Here is an 18,218-nt window from a genome sequence, read left to right as displayed (position 1 = left end):
TAGAATTATAGGAAAATAAAAAATGGAGGGATTTATATGGCTGGACAAAGAAAGATTAAATTTGGCGCAATCATTCATGGGGTAGGGGGCAATATTTCTGGATGGAGACATCCAAAGGCATTAACAAATGCAAGTGTCAACATAGACTTTTATAAACAGCAGGCTTTAAAAGCAGAAGAAGGCAAATTTGATTTGGTCTTTATTGCAGATGGGTTATATATAAATGAACAATCGATACCGCACTTTTTAAATCGTTTTGAACCAATCACGATTTTGTCAGCTTTGGCAACGGTGACTTCTCATATTGGTCTCGTAGGGACAGTATCTACTTCTTATAGTGAACCTTTTACCATTGCTCGTCAGTTTGCTTCTTTAGATCAGATTAGTCATGGTCGTGCAGGATGGAATGTTGTGACAACACCGCTTGAAAAAACAGCTCTAAATTATAACAAGACAGTTGATGAACATCCTAATCATGCGAAACGTTATCGAATAGCCGAAGAATATTTAGAAGTCGCAAAAGGTCTATGGGATTCTTGGGATGATGATGCTTTTGTAGCAGATAAAGAAAATGATATCTTTTTTGATCCTAAAAAATTGCATCATTTAGATCATCAGGGTGAATTCTTTTCTGTTGCTGGTCCCTTAAATATTGCACGCAGCAAACAAGGACAACCAGTTGTTTTCCAAGCGGGATCTTCAGATGCAGGAAAACGTTTAGCAGCGAAAGAGGCCGATGCTGTGTTTACAGGTCACCCAACGTTAGAAGAAGCACAAAGTTTTTATCAGGATGTTAAACAAAGAGCTGTTGAGTTTGGACGGAATCCAGATGAAATCGTGATTTTACCGGGCATAGCACCAATTATCGGTGATACAGAAGAAGCAGAGCAAAAATACGAGGAATTAGCAAATTTGGTTTCAATTGATAGAGCCATCGCTTATTTAGGCCGTTATTTTGATCATCATGATTTTTCACAGTATCCATTAGATGAATCTTTCCCAGAATTAGGAGAAATCGGTTCAAATAGTTTCAAAAGTCATACAGATCGCATTAAGAAAGAGGCAAAAGAGCAACATTTGACATTACGCCAAGTAGCTTTAAGAGAAGCAACACCACATACCGATTTTATCGGAACACCTGAAAAAATTGCAGATTTGGTACAAGAATGGTTTGAAAAACTTGGTGCAGATGGTTTTATTGTTGGCTCTACACTTCCTGGTGGACTAGATGATTTTGTGGATAAGGTGGTACCTATTTTGCAACAACGAGGTATTTATCGAGAAGATTATGAAGCAGATACATTAAGAGGAAATTTAGGATTACCCTTTAAAGAGAGTCGTTATGTGAAAGAAACTGTGTAAAATTTTTTATCGATAAAACCTAGTTAACAAATAGATATAGTAAATAAGGAGGGAATCTTAATGGGGTATAAAATCGGCATTTTAGATCAAAGTCCGGTAATTGAAGGCTTATCAAATCACGACATTCTACAGAGAACCGTCCAATTAGCGCAAAAAGCTGAAAAGTGGGGGTATGAAAGATTTTGGGTGTCTGAACATCATAACTCACAAGATGTACTTGGATCGGCCCCTGAAGTATTAATTCCTTATCTTTTGGCTAAGACAAATACGATTCGCATTGGATCGGGTGGTGTGATGCTGCAGCATTATAGTCCATATAAAGTGGCTGAGGCTTTTCAAGTATTGGCCACATTAGAACCGGGACGTGTGGATTTGGGTGTTGGTAAAGGACCTGGCGGATTACCATTATCAACGAGAGCATTACAGTATGGTACGGTCAATACAGGTAAAGACTTTGAGGAACGTCTAACATTTTTGCAGCAAGTATTAAACGGCAATATACCAGCTGATCATCCGTTAGCAGGTATTCAAGCCATACCCAAACCGCCTAAACAGCAAGAGCTTATTTTATTGGGTGCAAGTCCAAATAGTTCTCGTCTGGCAAGCAAGTTAGGCTTAACATTTTCGTTTGCTCGTTTCTTTAATAGTGATGATCGTAGTCTAATAGAAGCGGCTAAAGACTATCGAGAAAATCATAAAGATGGCCATTTTATCTTAGCCGTTTCAGTTATTGCTGCGCCTACAACCGAGGAAGCAAAACAGCTTGCCGGCATTCAACAACTTGTTAAGATCCATTTGGCTAGTGGTCGAGTCTTAACACTTCAAAATGAAGAAGCAGCAGAAAAGTTCGGCAAAGAATCTGGAGAGGAATACGAAGTGAAAGTGCATGAGGCAAACTTCATTGCGGGCACGCCTGCTGAGGTGAAAGAAGAACTGGATCGCTTACATCAACAGCTTAATGTGGATGAATTTATCATTCATACGCCTGTCAAAGATGACAAAGCAAGACTCCGTTCATTTGAATTATTAAGCCCGCTTTCACTTTTTAAAGAAAAAGAATCCATTACACTTTAAAATTTCTCTCACATTAACGGGCAGTAAGAAACCACTTCGACTCAAGAAAAAAGTAGAGGGTAAGTGGGGGAGGGGATCAATTCCAGGTGAAAGCCGATTGGTTCGGGCCAACAGGATGTTGGTCACTCAGGTGTTGCCACAGGACGTGGCGCTTTTAGCCTGAGTTCCTCTATTTCAGTGGGGGATGAAGAAAACCCCCACTGATGGAGTTTCACTTTATAATAAAAAAGATTTTTTACACATTAGGAGGAATAGGAACATGGCAGAAAATTTATCAATCGTCGTTTGGGCAAAAAAAGGTTGCAGTTATTGCAATGAGGTAAAGGAATATTTAACGGCAGAAAAGCAAGATTTTAAGGTAGTTGATGTAACAGATCATGATGAATTCCGAGATATTTTAGATATTAAATATGGTGTACGACATGTACCTGTTGTAGAGATCGGGCGTAATGATACGTATCAAGCTGTCACAGAAGTAGGAATTGAACATTTACAAAAGGCTTTGCAAGAAGCAGATTTGGCAGTTCATTAGTTGTACTTCCTATTAATAGGCACTAAGATTCCCTATCAAGAATCCAATATAAAACAGGAGAATAGGTGGGGGAACTAGCTGCTAGAAAAGTACGGTCAGTTCAACAAGCACACAGTGGGGATCAGGAAAACTTCTCTACTGTGTGAAGTTTTATTTTATCCCGCGTTAACGGGCAGTAAGACCCCAATGTTGTCAGGTTAGTAGATTTTGGTATTATAAAGGAAAACGATAGAAATGGGCGATGCAACGTGAAAAAAAAGGAAAAACACTGTTGGAACGTGCAATTCTTATGATTCAGGGAGAAGAATTTAAAAATAAGTCAAAAAAAAGCGAAAAAGATTTTACGAGAAAAAGAAAAATTGGATTTGTACCCTTGGTTTGTCTTGTGCTTCGAATGATTCGAAAATCAACGCAATTAGAGTTGGATGAGTTTCGAGAAAGATTTATGCCAGAATTGGCAGAGAAAACTTCCTATACAAAGCAATCATTTTCGGAGGCAAGACAAAAGCTGTCTCCAGTCGCCTTTACCCTTCTAAACGATGAAATCGTTCGAGGGTTTTATGAAGACGATGATTTCAAAAAGTTTAAAGGATTTCGTCTGTTAGCGAGCGATGGCAGTTTAATAGAAGTGCCAAATACATTAGAAACCCAGCAAACCTACGGATATATAAGTACTCATAAGGATGGGGTTAAAGCGGCACGCGCCCTCTCGTCTTCTTTATTTGATGTTGAAAATAAAATTCTTATCAGCAGTTGTCTAAGCAGGTATGACGATAACGAGCGAAGCCTGGCTAAACGAAATATTGATAACCTTCTGAGCTTTGAAGGCTCTTCTATTCCTAATTTGATTCTGTTTGATCGTGGGTATCCATCAGCCGACTTCATCAAGTACTTGGAAGAAAAAGGGATCAAGTATGTCATGCGATCCCATACCTCTTTCTACAAAGAAGTGGTCAATACCTCCATGCCTGATGAACAAGTACAAATCGAAATTACAAGAGAAAGGGCATATTTTTTAAAAAGACAAGGAACCCCAATCAAGAAAGGAACCCTATTAGGGCTTCGCGTGTTGACAGTAGAATTACCCACTGGAGAAATAGAAATTTTGCTTACAAACCTAAACAAAGATGAACTTAGCTATGAAGAAAGCAAAACACTCTATTTCAAAAGATGGGGAATTGAAACTAGATTTAATGAGCTAAAACATAAATTTGAGATCGAAAATTTTTCTGGAGAAAAACCAATCATAATTGAACAAGACTTCTACGCAGCGGTGTTCTTGAGTAATATTGCGTCCATCTTTGAGCAGGAAGCTGAAGCAGAGTTACGAGAAAAGAATAAGAACAAAACACTCAAATATGAAGAATACCGAATCAACAAAAACATTCTCGTAGGCAAATTAAAAAACCGTTTGATCGAAATGATTTTGGAAGAAGACAATGGTAAAAAAGATGTTCTTTACAAGCGATTCTTAAAGGAACTTCAGCGAAATATTGTTCCTGTTATTCCTAATCGATCGTACAAACGAGATAAACAAACAAAGTGTAATCGTTACGCAAAATCAAAACGGCGTAGCTTATAACTCACATTCCGCATGAAAAATAATCCAATTTATACGCAAATTATAAGTCTGGCCGGATAGACATGAATATTTTTATGTCAAACCAGCTCGAAAAAACAAATGCTTAATAGGAAATTCTGCAGGACCGTCAGAGAAATGTCGAATAAAGCCGATAATCTAAGAAAAAAGCAAGGAATTGTCGGCTAGCCAGCTGAAACAAACAATTTTTATCAGAAATTATTCGAGGTGTGTCTTTGGCCTGCGAAATGTGAGTTTTCATACGGTTTTAAAGACGTTAACCTGACAACATTGAGTAAGACCCCCACCTCAAGGTTTAGAGAGAAACGAGAAAGATAGGTGGGAGATCAACTGCCCGTAAAAGCCCGATTGGTTTAGCTAACCATCAGTGGGGGATGAAGAAAACCCCCCACTAATGGAAGCTTCACTTTATCTGACATATAAGTGAACAATACTAGGTTTTCGGTTCAGGGTTACTTAAGCAAAAAAATATTCAAGAGAGGGAGGGGTACAATGATTGATATTGTAGGGCTGAAGAAGAGCTTTGGACATAACGAAGTATTAAAGGGAATCAATATACACGTTGAAAAGGGTGAGATCATCTCGATTTTAGGGCCGAGTGGCTCAGGGAAAACAACGCTTTTGAGATGTCTGAATTATCTAGAAAGTCCAGATGAAGGGGAAATCATAATTGACGATGTTTCGATCAACGCACGAAAAGTAAATAAAAAGGAAGTCTATCAATTACGAAAAAAATCTGCAATGGTCTTCCAAGGTTATAATTTATTTCAACATAAAACGGCATTACAAAATGTAATGGAAGGGCTTGTTGTGGTGCAAAAAAAGAGTGTCAGTGAAGCTAAAGAGAAGGCACTTAAAGTTTTGCAAAAAGTAGGATTGGAAAATAAAATCGATGCTTACCCTAGTCAGTTATCAGGCGGGCAACAGCAACGCGTGGGAATTGCTAGAGCACTTGCCTTGAATCCAGAAGTTATCTTATTTGATGAACCAACTTCAGCTCTCGATCCTGAATTAGTAGGAGAAGTATTAGCGGTCATTGCTAAAATCGCTCGAGAAGGAAAAACAATGATTATCGTTACTCATGAGATGAATTTTGCGAGAGAAATATCTAATAGAATCATCTTTATGGATGGCGGTGTAGTGGTTGAAGAAGGTATTCCACAACAAATCTTTACAGAACAAAAAGAAGAACGAACGAAGCAGTTTTTAAAACGAATGACACCTGAATTGGATTATTCAATCTAAAATGGCATGGTCATGACCATTTTGTGCATAAATATATTACGTTTTCACTATAAATCATAGTAAACAAATTAGAATAATATAAATAAGGAGATGAACGGATGAAACATATAAAAAAACTTTGGATTGGAGTCATGATCTCCTCAATTGCTTTATTAGGTGCATGTTCTTCTAAAGCGCAATCAGATGAAAAGGAAAATGGAAGTTCTTCTAAGGTCAAAACCATTATTGTTGGGACAGGTACACAATTTCCCAATGTTTGCTTTATCGATAAAAACGGCAAGCTGACAGGGTATGATGTTGAAATTGTACGAGCAATCGATAAAAAGCTTCCAGAATATAAATTCAAGTTCAAAACGATGGAATTTTCAAACTTGTTATTAAGCCTACAAACCAAAAAAATCGATCTAATCGCACATCAAATGGAAGTCAATAAGGAAAGGCAAGAAAAGTTTCTATTCAACAAAGAACCGTATAATGTTTTCCCACTAAAAGTAACCGTTTTTAAGGGAAACAATGAGATTAAATCGATTAATGATTTAAAAGGTAAGAAAGTAAGTGTCACGGCAACTAGTAACTCCGCTGTGTTTATAGAAGATTACAATAAAAAACATCATTTAGGAGCCAAAATCGTGTATGGATCTAGTTCAGCTGATAGTAATGAACAGTTGAAAAAGGGAAGAATTGATGCGCTTATTTCAACGCCATTTGCAGTGGATTTCAATAATGAGCAAGTAGATGCACAACAAAAGGTCGTTGGCGATACATTATTAAATTCTAAAGTATATTTCTTATTAAATAAAGATGAAACAACGCTTTCCAATCGAATCGATGAGGCATTAAAAGAGTTAAAAAAAGAAGGAGTCGTTAGTGAATTGAGTAAAAAATGGCTTGGAGCAGATTACTCAGTAGATTTTTAATATCGTTGAGAAAGTTTTAAAGGAGGTGAGTGGATGGGGAAAGCATTCGATCCCGCGCTAATCATTGAGTTTATTCCTATGCTCGTAAAATACTTAGGTGTGACCTTAGAAATTTTATGTTTCTCAATCCTGTTCGGAACGATCCTTGGAATAATCGTAGCATTACCAAAACTCTTTCATGTTCCAATAGCAAGGCAGATCGTTACAGTATACATTTCATTCATAAGAGGAACCCCCATTCTTATTCAACTTTTTCTAGTTTATTACGGTTTACCAGCATTTTTGAGTATATGGGATATTGATATCACTAGGATGGATGCTCTTTATTTTGTCATCATTACGTATTCATTAAGTCACGGTGCTATTTTTGCAGAGATTTTTCGAAGCGCCATTCAAGCAATTGACGTTGGGCAGACCGAAGCAGCCTATTCCGTTGGCATGAAACCTATCCAAAGTTTTTTTAGAATTGTATTTCCACAAGCGATTCGAATTGCCTTTCCGAATATGGCCAATTCGGTTATTGGTTCTCTGAAAGATACTTCGTTAGCTTTCACTATTGGTGTGATGGATATGATGGGTAGAGGTGAAACGTTGATTGCATCTACAGCACATGCTTTAGAGGTATATATTTCATTATCGATCGTGTATTACGTAATAGTGCTGCTATTCGAAAAAGTGTTCAGTGTTTCTGAGAAATATTTGAATCGTTATCATTCTCAGGGCATTTCTTCTATTTGATAGGGGGCAACAGTATGGTTATTGATTTTTCTTTTGTATGGATTGCTTTCAAAGAAATTTTAAAGGCGGTTCCTTTAACTCTAATACTTACATTTGTACCTATTGTGGTTGGGTTTTTGATTGGTTTAGCTGTAGCTTTGATAAGAGCTCATAACATAAAATTTTTAAGCCCAATAGCTAATTTCTATGTTTCTTTTTTTAGAGGCACGCCTGCAATTATGCACATTATGGTGATCTATTTTGGATTTCCTATTCTTTTAGATTATGTCATCAAGAAATTCAATTTACCTTTCCAATCAAATCATGTACCAATTGTAGTATTTGTGATAACAGCATTATCTTTGACTGCCGGATCTTACTTATCTGAAATTATTCGATCGGGGATCTCAAGCGTTTCAAAAGGTCAAATCGAAGCGGCTTATACAATTGGTATGAATACATTCCAAGTTGTAAAAAGGATTATCTTACCACAGGCACTCGCTCAATCTGTTCCGAATATAACGAATCTTATCATTGGCTTTTTGCATACGACCTCCATTGCCTTTCTTGTTTCACAAAAGGAAATTACTGGCGCCGCTAATATAGTTGCTTCAAAGAATTTAAAGTTTCTAGAAGCTTTTATAGCTGCTGGGATTATTTACTGGGCGATTACGCTGATCATTGAAACCATTGCATATTTTCTTGAAAAGAAGGCAAAGTCCTATAGTAGAAGCGCATTTTAAAAGGCAAAATCTAGATATTATTTGGAGAAGAAAAGGAATTTTATGGAGAGCATTATCACAATCGATCCCTTATCACAAGGGGTTGCGCGATATTCTAGTTGCTAGCCATTGACATAACGATAGTTACAAAAAATAGAAGATTGACTTGTACGAAAAACTAGGCGTTCAACATGATTACACAAAAGAATTCCAAAGCGCGTTTTAAAGCAAAATGTCATCGCTTTGATATTCAGAAAAATTTAATGACTGTTTTAAATATTTTTAAAGAAAAGGGTATCAGGTACGTTTGTGTTTATTATCCAATTTTATCTATTGAAATATAGATAATCGGCTGATTTCCGCTACGGCTTGCTCGCTTTCCTGCGAGCGAGCGCTGAGCCGCTTCCTTCGCTGCGCTCGTGCAGGGTCTCAGCTGTCTCGCTTTTCCCGCGGAACATTGAATTGGCTTCCTGAATCCACACCGCACGAAGGAAATGCGCATGCATTTTCGAGGAGTCGAGCAAGCCTCCGCTCCAATCTATATAAATGGAAGCTTAAAATAGGGGATTTTTCATATTTATGCTCATATTTATCTTATTTTTTCCTAATCAACGCGTCTGACAGAATAAACAAAATTTTGAATGGAGGAGTTTTAAATGGCACAACAATTATCAATCGTCGTTTGGGCAAAAAAGGGATGCAGTTACTGCAATGACGTAAAGGATTATTTAAAGAAACATCATTTGGAATACCAAGTGGTCGATGTAACAGATCACGATGAATTTCGCGATATTTTAGATGTTAAATACGGCGTTCGCCATGTACCAGTCGTAGAACTTGGCGTTAACAACCAATTTCAAGGTGTAACAGAAATAGGAATCGAACATTTAGAAAATGCATTACAAGCAGCAAGTGAAGTTGCCCCATCTAAATAGAGGGTCAATCCAAAACAGCATTTAGGATAAGGAATACGCAAATACTTTCTGCTGTACCTTGTGGAAGAAAGGATAGTGGAAGATGTTAAAATTATTGATTAATCGTTGTTGTACCGCTCTATTTGTATTATTTGGTTCATTGCTCGCTGTTTTTTCTATTAATTATTTTTTACCAACGGATGTCGTGGATTCATTATCAGCATCCAATGCCTCGAATCCAGAGATAGCAGAAAATTTAAGAAAAGAATTGGGACTGAATCAGCCTTTTTATACACAATTTTCCCATTATATCATTGGTATTTTACATGGTGACTTTGGGGCATCCGCAATTGATGGAGAACCTGTTATCGATAAAATCATCACACAGTTTCCGGCAACCCTTTCGCTTACATTAACAAGCATTTTAATCGCTATGATTGTTGGTTTGACATTAGGTGTACTAGCAGCAGTACATCAAAATACAGTCATTGATTATGTGGCAAGAGTGATCGGTTTATTTGGTATTTCAATGCCAACATTTTGGTCTGGTATATTACTTATTCTTATTTTTTCAATTTCTTTAGGATGGTTTCCAGCAATGGGGTCTGAGGGCTTTTCCACTTTAGTTCTTCCATCCATTACTCTGGGGCTTGTAGGGGCAGGGTTCATCGTTCGAGTTGTTCGTAATAGTATGCTGGAAATTATTAGCGAGAATTTTATCCAGACTCTACGCGCAAAAGGGCTTTCTGAAAGAATGGTTATCTATAGACATGCATTACGTAATGCACTCATTCCTGCTATTACGATCATTGGTGTAATTATCGGCGACTTTTTAGGAGGAACTGTAGTCATCGAAACAGTATTTGCTAGAAAAGGGATTGGCCGTTTAGTAGCAGACGCTATCATTGCAAAAGATTTGCCAATTGTTCAGGGAGTCGTATTCTTCACAGCTATATTTTATGTTGTCATAAACTTATTGGTCGATATTTCTTACTCAGTTATAGATCCACGGATTCGTAGACAGATAGGGAGGTAATGTATGAGACAGGTTATTTCAGAGTATAAGAATCACAAGGATGTCACGATATTAAAGAAAAAGCCTATGATATTACATTCACCGAAGTTCAGCAATATATTCCTATGGTTGTCCATTCTCGTTATTATTTTTTTAGGTAGTTGTTCAATTATACCAGGATGGATCACACCATATACACCTACAACGATGCAGGCTGATCAAATTTTACAAGCACCATCGTTCAAGCATTTATTTGGTACAGATTATTTTGGTAGGGATGTTTTTAGTTTAGTTGTCTATGGTAGTAGGGCTTCTTTGTTAGTCGGCATTTGTGCAGTATTAGTAAGTAGTTTAGTTGGTAGTGCGTTAGGCATGATTGTAGGATATATTGGTGGATTTATGGATGTGATTTTCATGCGTATTGTGGAAATCATTCAAACCATCCCAAGTATTTTGTTAGCATTAGCTCTGGCTGCAGCGATGGGACCTAGCTTTGTAAATTTGGTCATAGCTATTACAATATCAGCTATTCCCGGTTATGCAAGAGTCATGAGAGGACAGATATTGAGTATTAAAAATCGCCCTTTTATATTAGCTTCTCGATCCATCGGTACACCAAGCTATATTATTTTTTTAAAACATATTTTGCCTAATTCTTATTCACCATTGATCGTAATGGCAACAAATGGTTTAGGAACTGCTATTTTAACCAGTGCAGGATTAAGTTTTTTAGGGTTAGGTGTGATAAGGGATATACCAGATTGGGGGCTTTTGCTCTCACAAGGCCGAAACTATTTAACTGCTGGTTGGTGGATTGCTACTTTCCCAGGACTTGCGATTGCTCTATTTGTGTTAGCTGTCAACATCATTGGTGATAGTTTAAGGGATTATTTTGATCCGAAAAAAAGAATAGAGTAGGGGGTGATGTACCTTGGGGAAACCATTATTAAATGTAAGCGAGTTAACAGTAGATTTTAAAACAAAAAGAGGCTTATTAACAGCCATTTCTAATATTTCTTTAACTATTAAGCCTAGTGAAACGGTATGCATAGTTGGAGAATCAGGAAGCGGCAAATCCGTAACTTCAAAAGCGATCATGCGCTTAATAGATGATGAAAATGGTGTGATTTCGAAAGGATCTATTCAACTGGAAGATCAAGATTTAAACCTATTAACTAAGAGAGATTTAAATCGTATTCGAGGCAAAAAAATCGCTATGATTTTTCAGGAACCTTCATCGGCTTTTGATCCTGTTTTTACAATAGGTGATCAGATTGTTGAAACGATTGTGAAGCACTTGAAACTTTCGAAAAAGGAAGCTTGGCAAAGAGGCATCGAATTATTAAAAAAAGTTGGGTTATCTGAGCCTGTAATCAGGATGAAGCAATACCCAAACGAGTTATCGGGTGGAATGCTACAACGGGCTATGATCGCTATGGCTCTATCCTGTAATCCTGATTTGCTGATTGCGGATGAGCCGACTACTGCCTTAGATGTGACCATCCAATCGCAAATTATTGAATTATTAAATTCTTTAAAAAAGGAATTTCATATGGCCGTGCTATTGATCACACATGATTTAGGAGTGGCTGCACAGTTGGCCGACCGAATTGTTGTGATGTATGCTGGCACAATTGTAGAAGAGGGAAAGGTTGAAAAAATTTTCTCGCAACCACATCATCCATATACAAGCGGATTGCTGCAATCCATTCCAAAGCTAGATGCTAAAAAGGAAACTAAATTATTCTCTATAGAAGGAACGATCCCTAGTTTATCAAATATCCCGAGCGGTTGTCGTTTCCATCCAAGATGTCCCTTTGCAACGGAAAAATGTCGTTTAGAAAGTCCGCCGTTAAAAAATATTGATGGGCAACAGAGTGCATGCTGGCATACGAGTGAACTGATCAATCATGAAAATAAGTTTCACGATGAATTACAACTGGGGCGAACGCAAGAAACGATCCCTATTCAACAAGAAGTCACTGAACAGGAGCCATTGTTCGAGGTTCGCGAGCTAAGTAAGTATTACCCTATCAAACATTCTCATAAAACGATTAAAGCAGTCGATCATGTTTCCCTAAAGATTTATAAAGGAGAAACATTTGGATTGGTAGGGGAATCGGGCAGTGGTAAATCGACATTTGGCCGAACACTTTTACAATTGGAAAAACCTACAGACGGTGAAGTGTTATTCGATGGCCAATCTCTAGCTGCATTCAATCATCGTGAATTACGCCAAAAGCGCCGAGAAATGCAAGTGATTTTTCAAGATCCGTATGGTTCTCTTGATCCGAAATGGACAATCGGCAGTATTATTGCGGAGCCTTTAAAAACGCACTTAAAAAAACAAAGTAGGAAGGAAATTTTAGCGGCTGTAAAAGAACTTATGGTGAAAGTAGGCCTAGAACCAGAATGGATCGACCGACATCCGCATGAATTTTCTGGCGGGCAACGGCAAAGAATTGGTATTGCCAGAGCCATGGCAGCTAATCCCTCATTTGTGTTAGCGGATGAAGCTGTTTCTGCTTTAGATGTTTCGGTACAAGCACAAATTATTAATCTTTTAAAAGAATTACAGCAATCATCAGGATTGACCTATCTGTTTATCGGGCACAACTTAAATGTCGTTCGGCATATTTCGGATCGTATTGGTGTGATGTATTTAGGGAAAATAGTTGAAATTGCTTCAAGCGAAGAATTATTTGAAAACCCTTTACACCCATACACATCAGGCTTGATCAAATCAATTCCAAGTATTGAAACGATCGGTACACATCAAATAGATACATTGAAGGGCGAAATACCATCACCCTCTGATCCACCATCTGGTTGTGCGTTTCGTACAAGATGTCCATTTGCTACAGAATTATGTCATAAAGAAGTACCTACGTTAAAGGAATATCAAACAGCCCATTTTGCGGCATGTCATTATGCAGAAAAAAGAAAAGTCGATTGAAACGATCGTTGAGAGGATGAATAGTTATGTTGAAAATAAGAAAGTCTTTATTATCCATATTTTTATTGACCCTGAGTCTAGCGCTCTTACTAGCGGGATGTTCTTCTAATGGAGATGCAGGATCAAAGACCTCTAGTTCTAATAATACACAGGCTGATGAAAAAGAAAAGGCTCCAAAAGAAGGGGGAGAACTTACTTACGCTTTAGCGACTGCACCGGATACTTTAGATCCTCACGTCAGCGGTATGGCGGTTGCAACGCGTGTCATTAAGAGCATTTTTGAATCACTTGTTTATAAAGATGAAAATAATGAAATCCAACCATGGCTTGCTACTGAGTGGAATGTGTCTAATGACAAAAAGACCTATACTTTAAAATTAAGAAAAGATGTAAAGTTCCAAGATGGAGAGCCATTTAATGCAGAGGCAGTAAAATATAATTTTGAGCGAATTGCTGATCCAGCTACGAAAGCACTTACTGCTAGTGTTTATACAGAGCCAGTGAAATCAGTAAAAGTAGTAGATGATTACACAGTGAAAATCGAACTGAAACATCCATCTGCTAGTTTCTTAGCTATATTAGCTCATTCTAATTTATCCATCGTATCACCTAAAGCTGCCAAAAAATATGGAAGTCAGTTTGGCTTGCATCCTGTAGGAACAGGTCCATTCAAGTTTGAAGAGCTTTCAGCAAATAACAAAATCGTACTATCTAAGTTCAAAGATTACCACGGACAATACCCTCTTGCTCAACATGAAGGTGCAGCTTATTTAGATAAATTGACATTTAAAATTGTATCAGAAGAGGCAACACGTATTGGTAGTGTACAGAGTGGGCAAATAAAGGCTGCAGAAACAGTACCACCACAAGATATTGTTTCGATCAAAAAAGGCAAACAATTAAAGCTGTGGGAGGCTGAAGCAGCTGGGTTATCTTATACACTTTTTGTCAATAACACAACTGCTCCATGGAATGATGTAAAAGCTCGCCAAGCATTAAAACAAAGTATTGATGTTGATCGTATTGTTAAAACGCTCTATTTGGGTACCTACAAAAGAGCTTGGTCTGTTATTACACCTGCAACTCTTGGTTATGACAATACTTTAGAAAATCAAAAGACTTATGATGTTGAACAAGCCAATAAAGCATTTGATGAATTGGGCTGGAAAAAGGATTCAGATGGATTCCGTAAAAAAGACGGTAAAACTTTAACATTGAGAATTCTTGATGATGCGATAAACCGAGAAAAACGCCAAGATATTTCATTGATGGTGAAAGAACAATTGAAAGAAGTAGGGGTTGATGTGAAGATTCAAACTTCTACAGAGGTTCAAGCGCTTCTTGCTGATAAGACAGCATACGATTTACGAGGCAATAGCCGCGTAGCTCTTGATCCAGAAGATTTGACGCTATTCTATCATTCTAAACAAATATACGGCAAAGGCGGTATTAATATAGGATGGTATAAAAATAAAGAAGTTGATCATTTGCTTGAACAAGCATCCGTTGAATTTGATGTAGAAAAACGAAAAGAACTTTATAAGAAGGTTCAAAAGATATTGATTGAGGATGTGGCAAGTATTCCAGTATATGTATTCCCATATACAGTGGCGACAACTCCAGATGTACAAGGCCTTCAATTCGATTCAATTGGTTATCCATCATTCTATGATGTTAATTTAACCAAATAAGATGATAGATGATCAATCCTTTTAAAATTACTTGTTTCAGTTACACATATTAAAAATGGAGGCTATTAAAAATGAAATTTGTTCTATTTAACTTGCTTCAGAACATTCCCAATAAGTTAACAGGCAAAACAATCACAACGCAACAATTTCTTCAAAACACGATCCGGCAAGCTAAATTAGCTGAAAGTCTTGGATATGATGGTTATGGCGTAGGGGAGAGACATGGTACACCGTTTCTTTCTTCTTCACCAGCTGTTTTGCTAACAGCTATTGCGGCTAATACATCAAAAATTCGTCTATTAACGACCGTTACAGTATTGAGCGTACTCGATCCAGTTCGTGTGGCTGAAGATTATGCCACACTTGATCATTTGGCTGGTGGGCGATTGGATTTGATGATTGGAAAGGGAAATGATCCACGCCACTATCCTCTATTTGGTATTAAAGAGGAAGAACAATGGGAAGCATTGGCTGAAAAGTATGATCTATTAAAAAAACTATGGCATGAAGAAAATGTGACTTGGGAAGGGAAATTCCGGACACCTTTAACGCAGGTAACAACCGAACCTAGACCATTGCAAAAAAATATCCGCATTTGGCATGGCAGTGCATCAAGTAAGCTTTCTACGGAGCTTGCTGCCAAAAATGGCGACCCTATTTTTTCATCCAACACATTCCATCCACAAGCGAAGTATAAGGCGTTAATCGACCATTATCGTGAACGTTTAGACTTTTATGGTTATGATGCTAAAAATGCTATTGTCGGGGCAGGAGCTAGAGGGTTATATCTAGCAAATACTTCGGAAGAAGCCATAAAGCGTTATCGCCCATACTATAATGCGTATATGAATACGGAGGCTTCTAAATTGAATGAATCACCATTTAAAGATTTAGAAGATCATATCCAAAACGGATCGGCATTAGTAGGTAGTGCTGATCAGGTTATCGAAAAAATATTGAATTATTATGAAGCTTTTGGTCACCAAGTTCAAGCAATCAGTGTGGAAGGTTTAACTGCAGAAGAACAGCAAGAACAACTTGAAAGATTCGCCACGGAGGTCATCCCTGTTTTAAAACGTGAAATTCCAAGTACAGTTTGGGATGAAAAGAGACCCATTTTAACTTAAAGGGTACCAAGTGTTCTGAAAGTTATTACATGAGCATTATCTAAGATCCGTTACAAAAGCCTGCTATATTTTTGAAATAGCAGGTTTTTGTTTATTTCACAATATATAATTTTTGTAATAAAAAGGATCATGAATCATGCTATAATTTAAAATAATATTAAGAAATGTATTATTATGTAAGAGATAGAGAGGATGTAATTTAAATAAAAAAGGTCACAATTTTAAGCTTTATCATGATTTTAAGCATTGTTGTTGTGGGTTGTATTGGTGAAAGATACGAATTTAAACCTCCGAAAGCGACAATCGGTGATAATGACCAAGCATTAGTTGAAGCGAACGTATCTTGGACTGGTGAAGATAATAAGGAAATAGAGCATAAAGTGGACGATCCTCTACAGTTAGCTCTTTCCCAAGAACCGATGAATGTTTCATCAAACGCTGACAATACTTTAGATTTTTCTGTACATGATTCTAATAAGTCTCTTAGCTATGAACCCCAAAAAGTAACCATCATATTTTGGAAAGATGGCCATAAGGTAGCGTCGAATGATATGGATGTAAGTGATATGAATTCATTTCAATTTAAAAATCCTTCTGAACCAGGGAGTTATGTAATTGAAGTCAACCTAGATACAGATAATGGAAAGGCACAATATGTAGGTAATCTTATAGTAGAGTAGGGAATAGAAAAGCGCCCATATTAACGGATTGTTCACATGAATGAAGTCCTACTCACAATCCTAATATTAATAGCAATTTATGCCTAAAATAAATTAAGGTAAGATGATCTCACCAATAAAGAGCATTTTCTCAACCTCCAAAATTAACATCTGAAAAGTTTATATTCATAACATTATTCTCAATAATTATCATATAATATGGTGAATTTTAACCCCAATTTAACCACGACATCAAAAATGCACCTACCATAAAGGTAAGTGCAAAATATGATAAATGTTGATATGACGCTGTTTAGAAGCCGCTTTTGCCGTAATTTTTAATATCGAAAGTTTTAAACCACCACTCCTCAAAGTGGGTGTTCGCAGAGTCTTTCATGTTCGTCCACATCAAAGTGGGATGTGGCATACCAATCCGTACTCAATTAAAACTCCCTATTACAGTTCAAAGGTTAAAACTTAATATTATTACGCACAACGCAGCTTGTATTCATATATTACTGCATAGGTGAATAATCTGCAAGGAATCATACTTTATTTATAATAGGTGAAAGAAATATCTGTTAGCAGGTATGTGCGGAAGTATGAAAAAAACTATATTTTATGCTCGCGAAATATTATAAATTTTTACCTTGTGTGCCTTGTAAAGTATATGCACTGATGTTAAAATGTACATATATTTTATTATTCATATTGATTAACTATGTTTTAACCTCTAATTAGCATTATATGTTGATTGGAGTATAGTAGGATATTATTGATGATTCAAAGCTTTATTTAAAAATGTGATGGACATTATTTGAAGACAGGTATTTCTGTAGGCGAACGGATGGGTTTCCTTTGTTGCGCTAAAATCATATAAAAAACTTACTTCTTCGTTATTGTGCTAGTTCCTTAGTGAAGTAACTTTTCTCTGTCAATACAGATTGTACGTAGAGTTTCCTACAAGGTCTCATCTGACAGAAGTTTTGTCCTTCGCTTGATAAGAAGATTCATATATCCAATCACAAGGGTATTCAGAAAAAACTTGAGTAAAAACAGGGAGGAATAAATATGACCAAGAATTTTTATGAAGCAGTTGAAAATAGACATTCGATCTATGGATTATCCGATGAATTTGTTATTTCCGATGAACGCTTACAAGAGGTATTACATATAGCGGTAAAGCATGCACCATCTGCTTTCAATTCCCAAACAGCACGTTTGGTGGTGTTATTAGAAGATCAAAATCAAGAGTTCTGGAAACAAGTTTTTGATGGGATTAAAGATGGTCTAAGCGAAGAACGATATGAACGAAATAAAAAGCGCTTTGAAGGTTTTGCGAGTGGTCATGGAACCGTTCTTGTTTTCGAAGACGAAAAGGAAATCGCTACCTACCAAGAAAAATTCTCTGATTTAGCAGATGTATTTCCTATTTTTTCACAACAATCATCTGGTATGCTGCAATATCTCGTTTGGACGACACTTGAAAATGAAGGATTTGGTGCTAGCCTACAGCACTACTATCCACAATTATCTGAGGAATTTAAGAAACAATGGGGCATTCAAGAAGGATGGAAACTGATTTCGGAAATACCGTTTGGTGCACCTACAGAATCGCCAAAGCCAAAAGAATATAAACCAGCAGAAGATATGGTGTTCATCGTAAAATAATAAGGAAAGGTAGATG

Annotated in this window: 16 protein-coding genes and 1 other RNA gene; 16 read left to right on the top strand and 1 reads right to left on the bottom strand. The window is 37.0% G+C overall.

Annotated features, from left to right (window positions below; translation table 11 throughout):
- Positions 1 to 36: 36 nt before the first annotated feature.
- From FEU33_RS15330 to FEU33_RS15260, 15 genes are all read left to right on the top strand, one after another.
- Complete coding sequence (locus FEU33_RS15330; RefSeq protein WP_146550351.1) at positions 37 to 1,362, top strand: LLM class flavin-dependent oxidoreductase; 1,326 nt, start codon at positions 37 to 39, stop codon at positions 1,360 to 1,362.
- A gap of 60 nt (positions 1,363 to 1,422) precedes the next feature.
- Positions 1,423 to 2,436, top strand: a complete 1,014-nt coding sequence (locus FEU33_RS15325) for an LLM class flavin-dependent oxidoreductase (protein WP_146550350.1) — start codon at positions 1,423 to 1,425, stop codon at positions 2,434 to 2,436.
- Positions 2,437 to 2,695: 259 nt separating this feature from the next.
- Entirely contained in the window at positions 2,696 to 2,968 is a 273-nt protein-coding gene (locus tag FEU33_RS15320) for a glutaredoxin family protein (protein ID WP_146550349.1), read from the top strand.
- A 271-nt stretch (positions 2,969 to 3,239) separates the two neighbouring features.
- The gene (locus tag FEU33_RS15315; RefSeq protein ID WP_186731444.1) at positions 3,240 to 4,550 is read left to right on the top strand and encodes an IS4 family transposase; all 1,311 of its coding nucleotides are present in this window, start codon (positions 3,240 to 3,242) and stop codon (positions 4,548 to 4,550) included.
- A gap of 510 nt (positions 4,551 to 5,060) precedes the next feature.
- Positions 5,061 to 5,813 (top strand): amino acid ABC transporter ATP-binding protein, encoded by a 753-nt coding sequence (locus tag FEU33_RS15310; protein WP_146550347.1) that lies wholly within the window; start codon positions 5,061 to 5,063, stop codon positions 5,811 to 5,813.
- Positions 5,814 to 5,911: 98 nt separating this feature from the next.
- Entirely contained in the window at positions 5,912 to 6,730 is an 819-nt protein-coding gene (locus FEU33_RS15305; RefSeq protein ID WP_146550346.1) for a transporter substrate-binding domain-containing protein, read from the top strand.
- Positions 6,731 to 6,763: 33 nt separating this feature from the next.
- On the top strand, positions 6,764 to 7,468 hold the full coding sequence (locus FEU33_RS15300) for an amino acid ABC transporter permease (protein ID WP_146550345.1): 705 nt from the start codon (positions 6,764 to 6,766) through the stop codon (positions 7,466 to 7,468).
- A gap of 14 nt (positions 7,469 to 7,482) precedes the next feature.
- The gene (locus tag FEU33_RS15295; RefSeq protein ID WP_146550344.1) at positions 7,483 to 8,190 is read left to right on the top strand and encodes an amino acid ABC transporter permease; all 708 of its coding nucleotides are present in this window, start codon (positions 7,483 to 7,485) and stop codon (positions 8,188 to 8,190) included.
- Between the two features lie 635 nt (positions 8,191 to 8,825).
- Positions 8,826 to 9,104, top strand: a complete 279-nt coding sequence (locus FEU33_RS15290) for a glutaredoxin family protein (RefSeq protein ID WP_146550343.1) — start codon at positions 8,826 to 8,828, stop codon at positions 9,102 to 9,104.
- A gap of 82 nt (positions 9,105 to 9,186) precedes the next feature.
- The gene (locus tag FEU33_RS15285; RefSeq protein ID WP_146550342.1) at positions 9,187 to 10,119 is read left to right on the top strand and encodes an ABC transporter permease; all 933 of its coding nucleotides are present in this window, start codon (positions 9,187 to 9,189) and stop codon (positions 10,117 to 10,119) included.
- A gap of 3 nt (positions 10,120 to 10,122) precedes the next feature.
- Positions 10,123 to 11,016, top strand: a complete 894-nt coding sequence (locus tag FEU33_RS15280; protein WP_146550341.1) for an ABC transporter permease subunit — start codon at positions 10,123 to 10,125, stop codon at positions 11,014 to 11,016.
- Positions 11,017 to 11,029: 13 nt separating this feature from the next.
- Positions 11,030 to 13,054 carry an ABC transporter ATP-binding protein gene (locus FEU33_RS15275; protein ID WP_146550340.1) on the top strand — a complete coding sequence of 675 codons (2,025 nt, stop codon included), beginning with the start codon at positions 11,030 to 11,032 and terminating at the stop codon, positions 13,052 to 13,054.
- 26 nt (positions 13,055 to 13,080) lie between these two features.
- The gene (locus tag FEU33_RS15270; protein WP_146550339.1) at positions 13,081 to 14,745 is read left to right on the top strand and encodes an ABC transporter substrate-binding protein; all 1,665 of its coding nucleotides are present in this window, start codon (positions 13,081 to 13,083) and stop codon (positions 14,743 to 14,745) included.
- Positions 14,746 to 14,816: 71 nt separating this feature from the next.
- The gene (locus tag FEU33_RS15265) at positions 14,817 to 15,872 is read left to right on the top strand and encodes an LLM class flavin-dependent oxidoreductase (RefSeq protein ID WP_146550338.1); all 1,056 of its coding nucleotides are present in this window, start codon (positions 14,817 to 14,819) and stop codon (positions 15,870 to 15,872) included.
- A gap of 254 nt (positions 15,873 to 16,126) precedes the next feature.
- On the top strand, positions 16,127 to 16,552 hold the full coding sequence (locus FEU33_RS15260) for a hypothetical protein (RefSeq protein ID WP_146550337.1): 426 nt from the start codon (positions 16,127 to 16,129) through the stop codon (positions 16,550 to 16,552).
- A gap of 292 nt (positions 16,553 to 16,844) precedes the next feature.
- Here the strand turns inward: FEU33_RS15260 and ssrS are convergent.
- Positions 16,845 to 17,038: non-coding RNA, 6S RNA (gene ssrS / locus FEU33_RS15255), on the bottom strand.
- Positions 17,039 to 17,602: 564 nt separating this feature from the next.
- On the opposite strand from ssrS, the gene FEU33_RS15250 reads away from it, so the two are divergent.
- The gene (locus tag FEU33_RS15250; protein ID WP_146550336.1) at positions 17,603 to 18,202 is read left to right on the top strand and encodes a nitroreductase family protein; all 600 of its coding nucleotides are present in this window, start codon (positions 17,603 to 17,605) and stop codon (positions 18,200 to 18,202) included.
- Positions 18,203 to 18,218 lie beyond the last annotated feature (16 nt).

Origin of the sequence: Rummeliibacillus suwonensis (assembly GCF_007896435.1) — a bacterium.
In the GTDB taxonomy this organism is placed as follows: Bacteria; Bacillota; Bacilli; order Bacillales_A; family Planococcaceae; genus Rummeliibacillus; species Rummeliibacillus suwonensis.
This window is presented reverse-complemented; position numbering and strand designations above follow the sequence as displayed.

Bases quoted from the DNA above. Each gene is read 5' to 3' on its own strand.
- FEU33_RS15330 (WP_146550351.1), top strand. From the start codon at position 37: ATGGCTGGACAAAGAAAGATTAAATTTGGCGCAATCATTCATGGGGTA.
- FEU33_RS15325 (WP_146550350.1), top strand. From the start codon at position 1,423: ATGGGGTATAAAATCGGCATTTTAGATCAAAGTCCGGTAATTGAAGGC.
- FEU33_RS15320 (WP_146550349.1), top strand. From the start codon at position 2,696: ATGGCAGAAAATTTATCAATCGTCGTTTGGGCAAAAAAAGGTTGCAGT.
- FEU33_RS15310 (WP_146550347.1), top strand. From the start codon at position 5,061: ATGATTGATATTGTAGGGCTGAAGAAGAGCTTTGGACATAACGAAGTA.
- FEU33_RS15305 (WP_146550346.1), top strand. From the start codon at position 5,912: ATGAAACATATAAAAAAACTTTGGATTGGAGTCATGATCTCCTCAATT.
- FEU33_RS15300 (WP_146550345.1), top strand. From the start codon at position 6,764: ATGGGGAAAGCATTCGATCCCGCGCTAATCATTGAGTTTATTCCTATG.
- FEU33_RS15295 (WP_146550344.1), top strand. From the start codon at position 7,483: ATGGTTATTGATTTTTCTTTTGTATGGATTGCTTTCAAAGAAATTTTA.
- FEU33_RS15290 (WP_146550343.1), top strand. From the start codon at position 8,826: ATGGCACAACAATTATCAATCGTCGTTTGGGCAAAAAAGGGATGCAGT.
- FEU33_RS15285 (WP_146550342.1), top strand. From the start codon at position 9,187: ATGTTAAAATTATTGATTAATCGTTGTTGTACCGCTCTATTTGTATTA.
- FEU33_RS15280 (WP_146550341.1), top strand. From the start codon at position 10,123: ATGAGACAGGTTATTTCAGAGTATAAGAATCACAAGGATGTCACGATA.
- FEU33_RS15270 (WP_146550339.1), top strand. From the start codon at position 13,081: ATGTTGAAAATAAGAAAGTCTTTATTATCCATATTTTTATTGACCCTG.
- FEU33_RS15265 (WP_146550338.1), top strand. From the start codon at position 14,817: ATGAAATTTGTTCTATTTAACTTGCTTCAGAACATTCCCAATAAGTTA.
- FEU33_RS15250 (WP_146550336.1), top strand. From the start codon at position 17,603: ATGACCAAGAATTTTTATGAAGCAGTTGAAAATAGACATTCGATCTAT.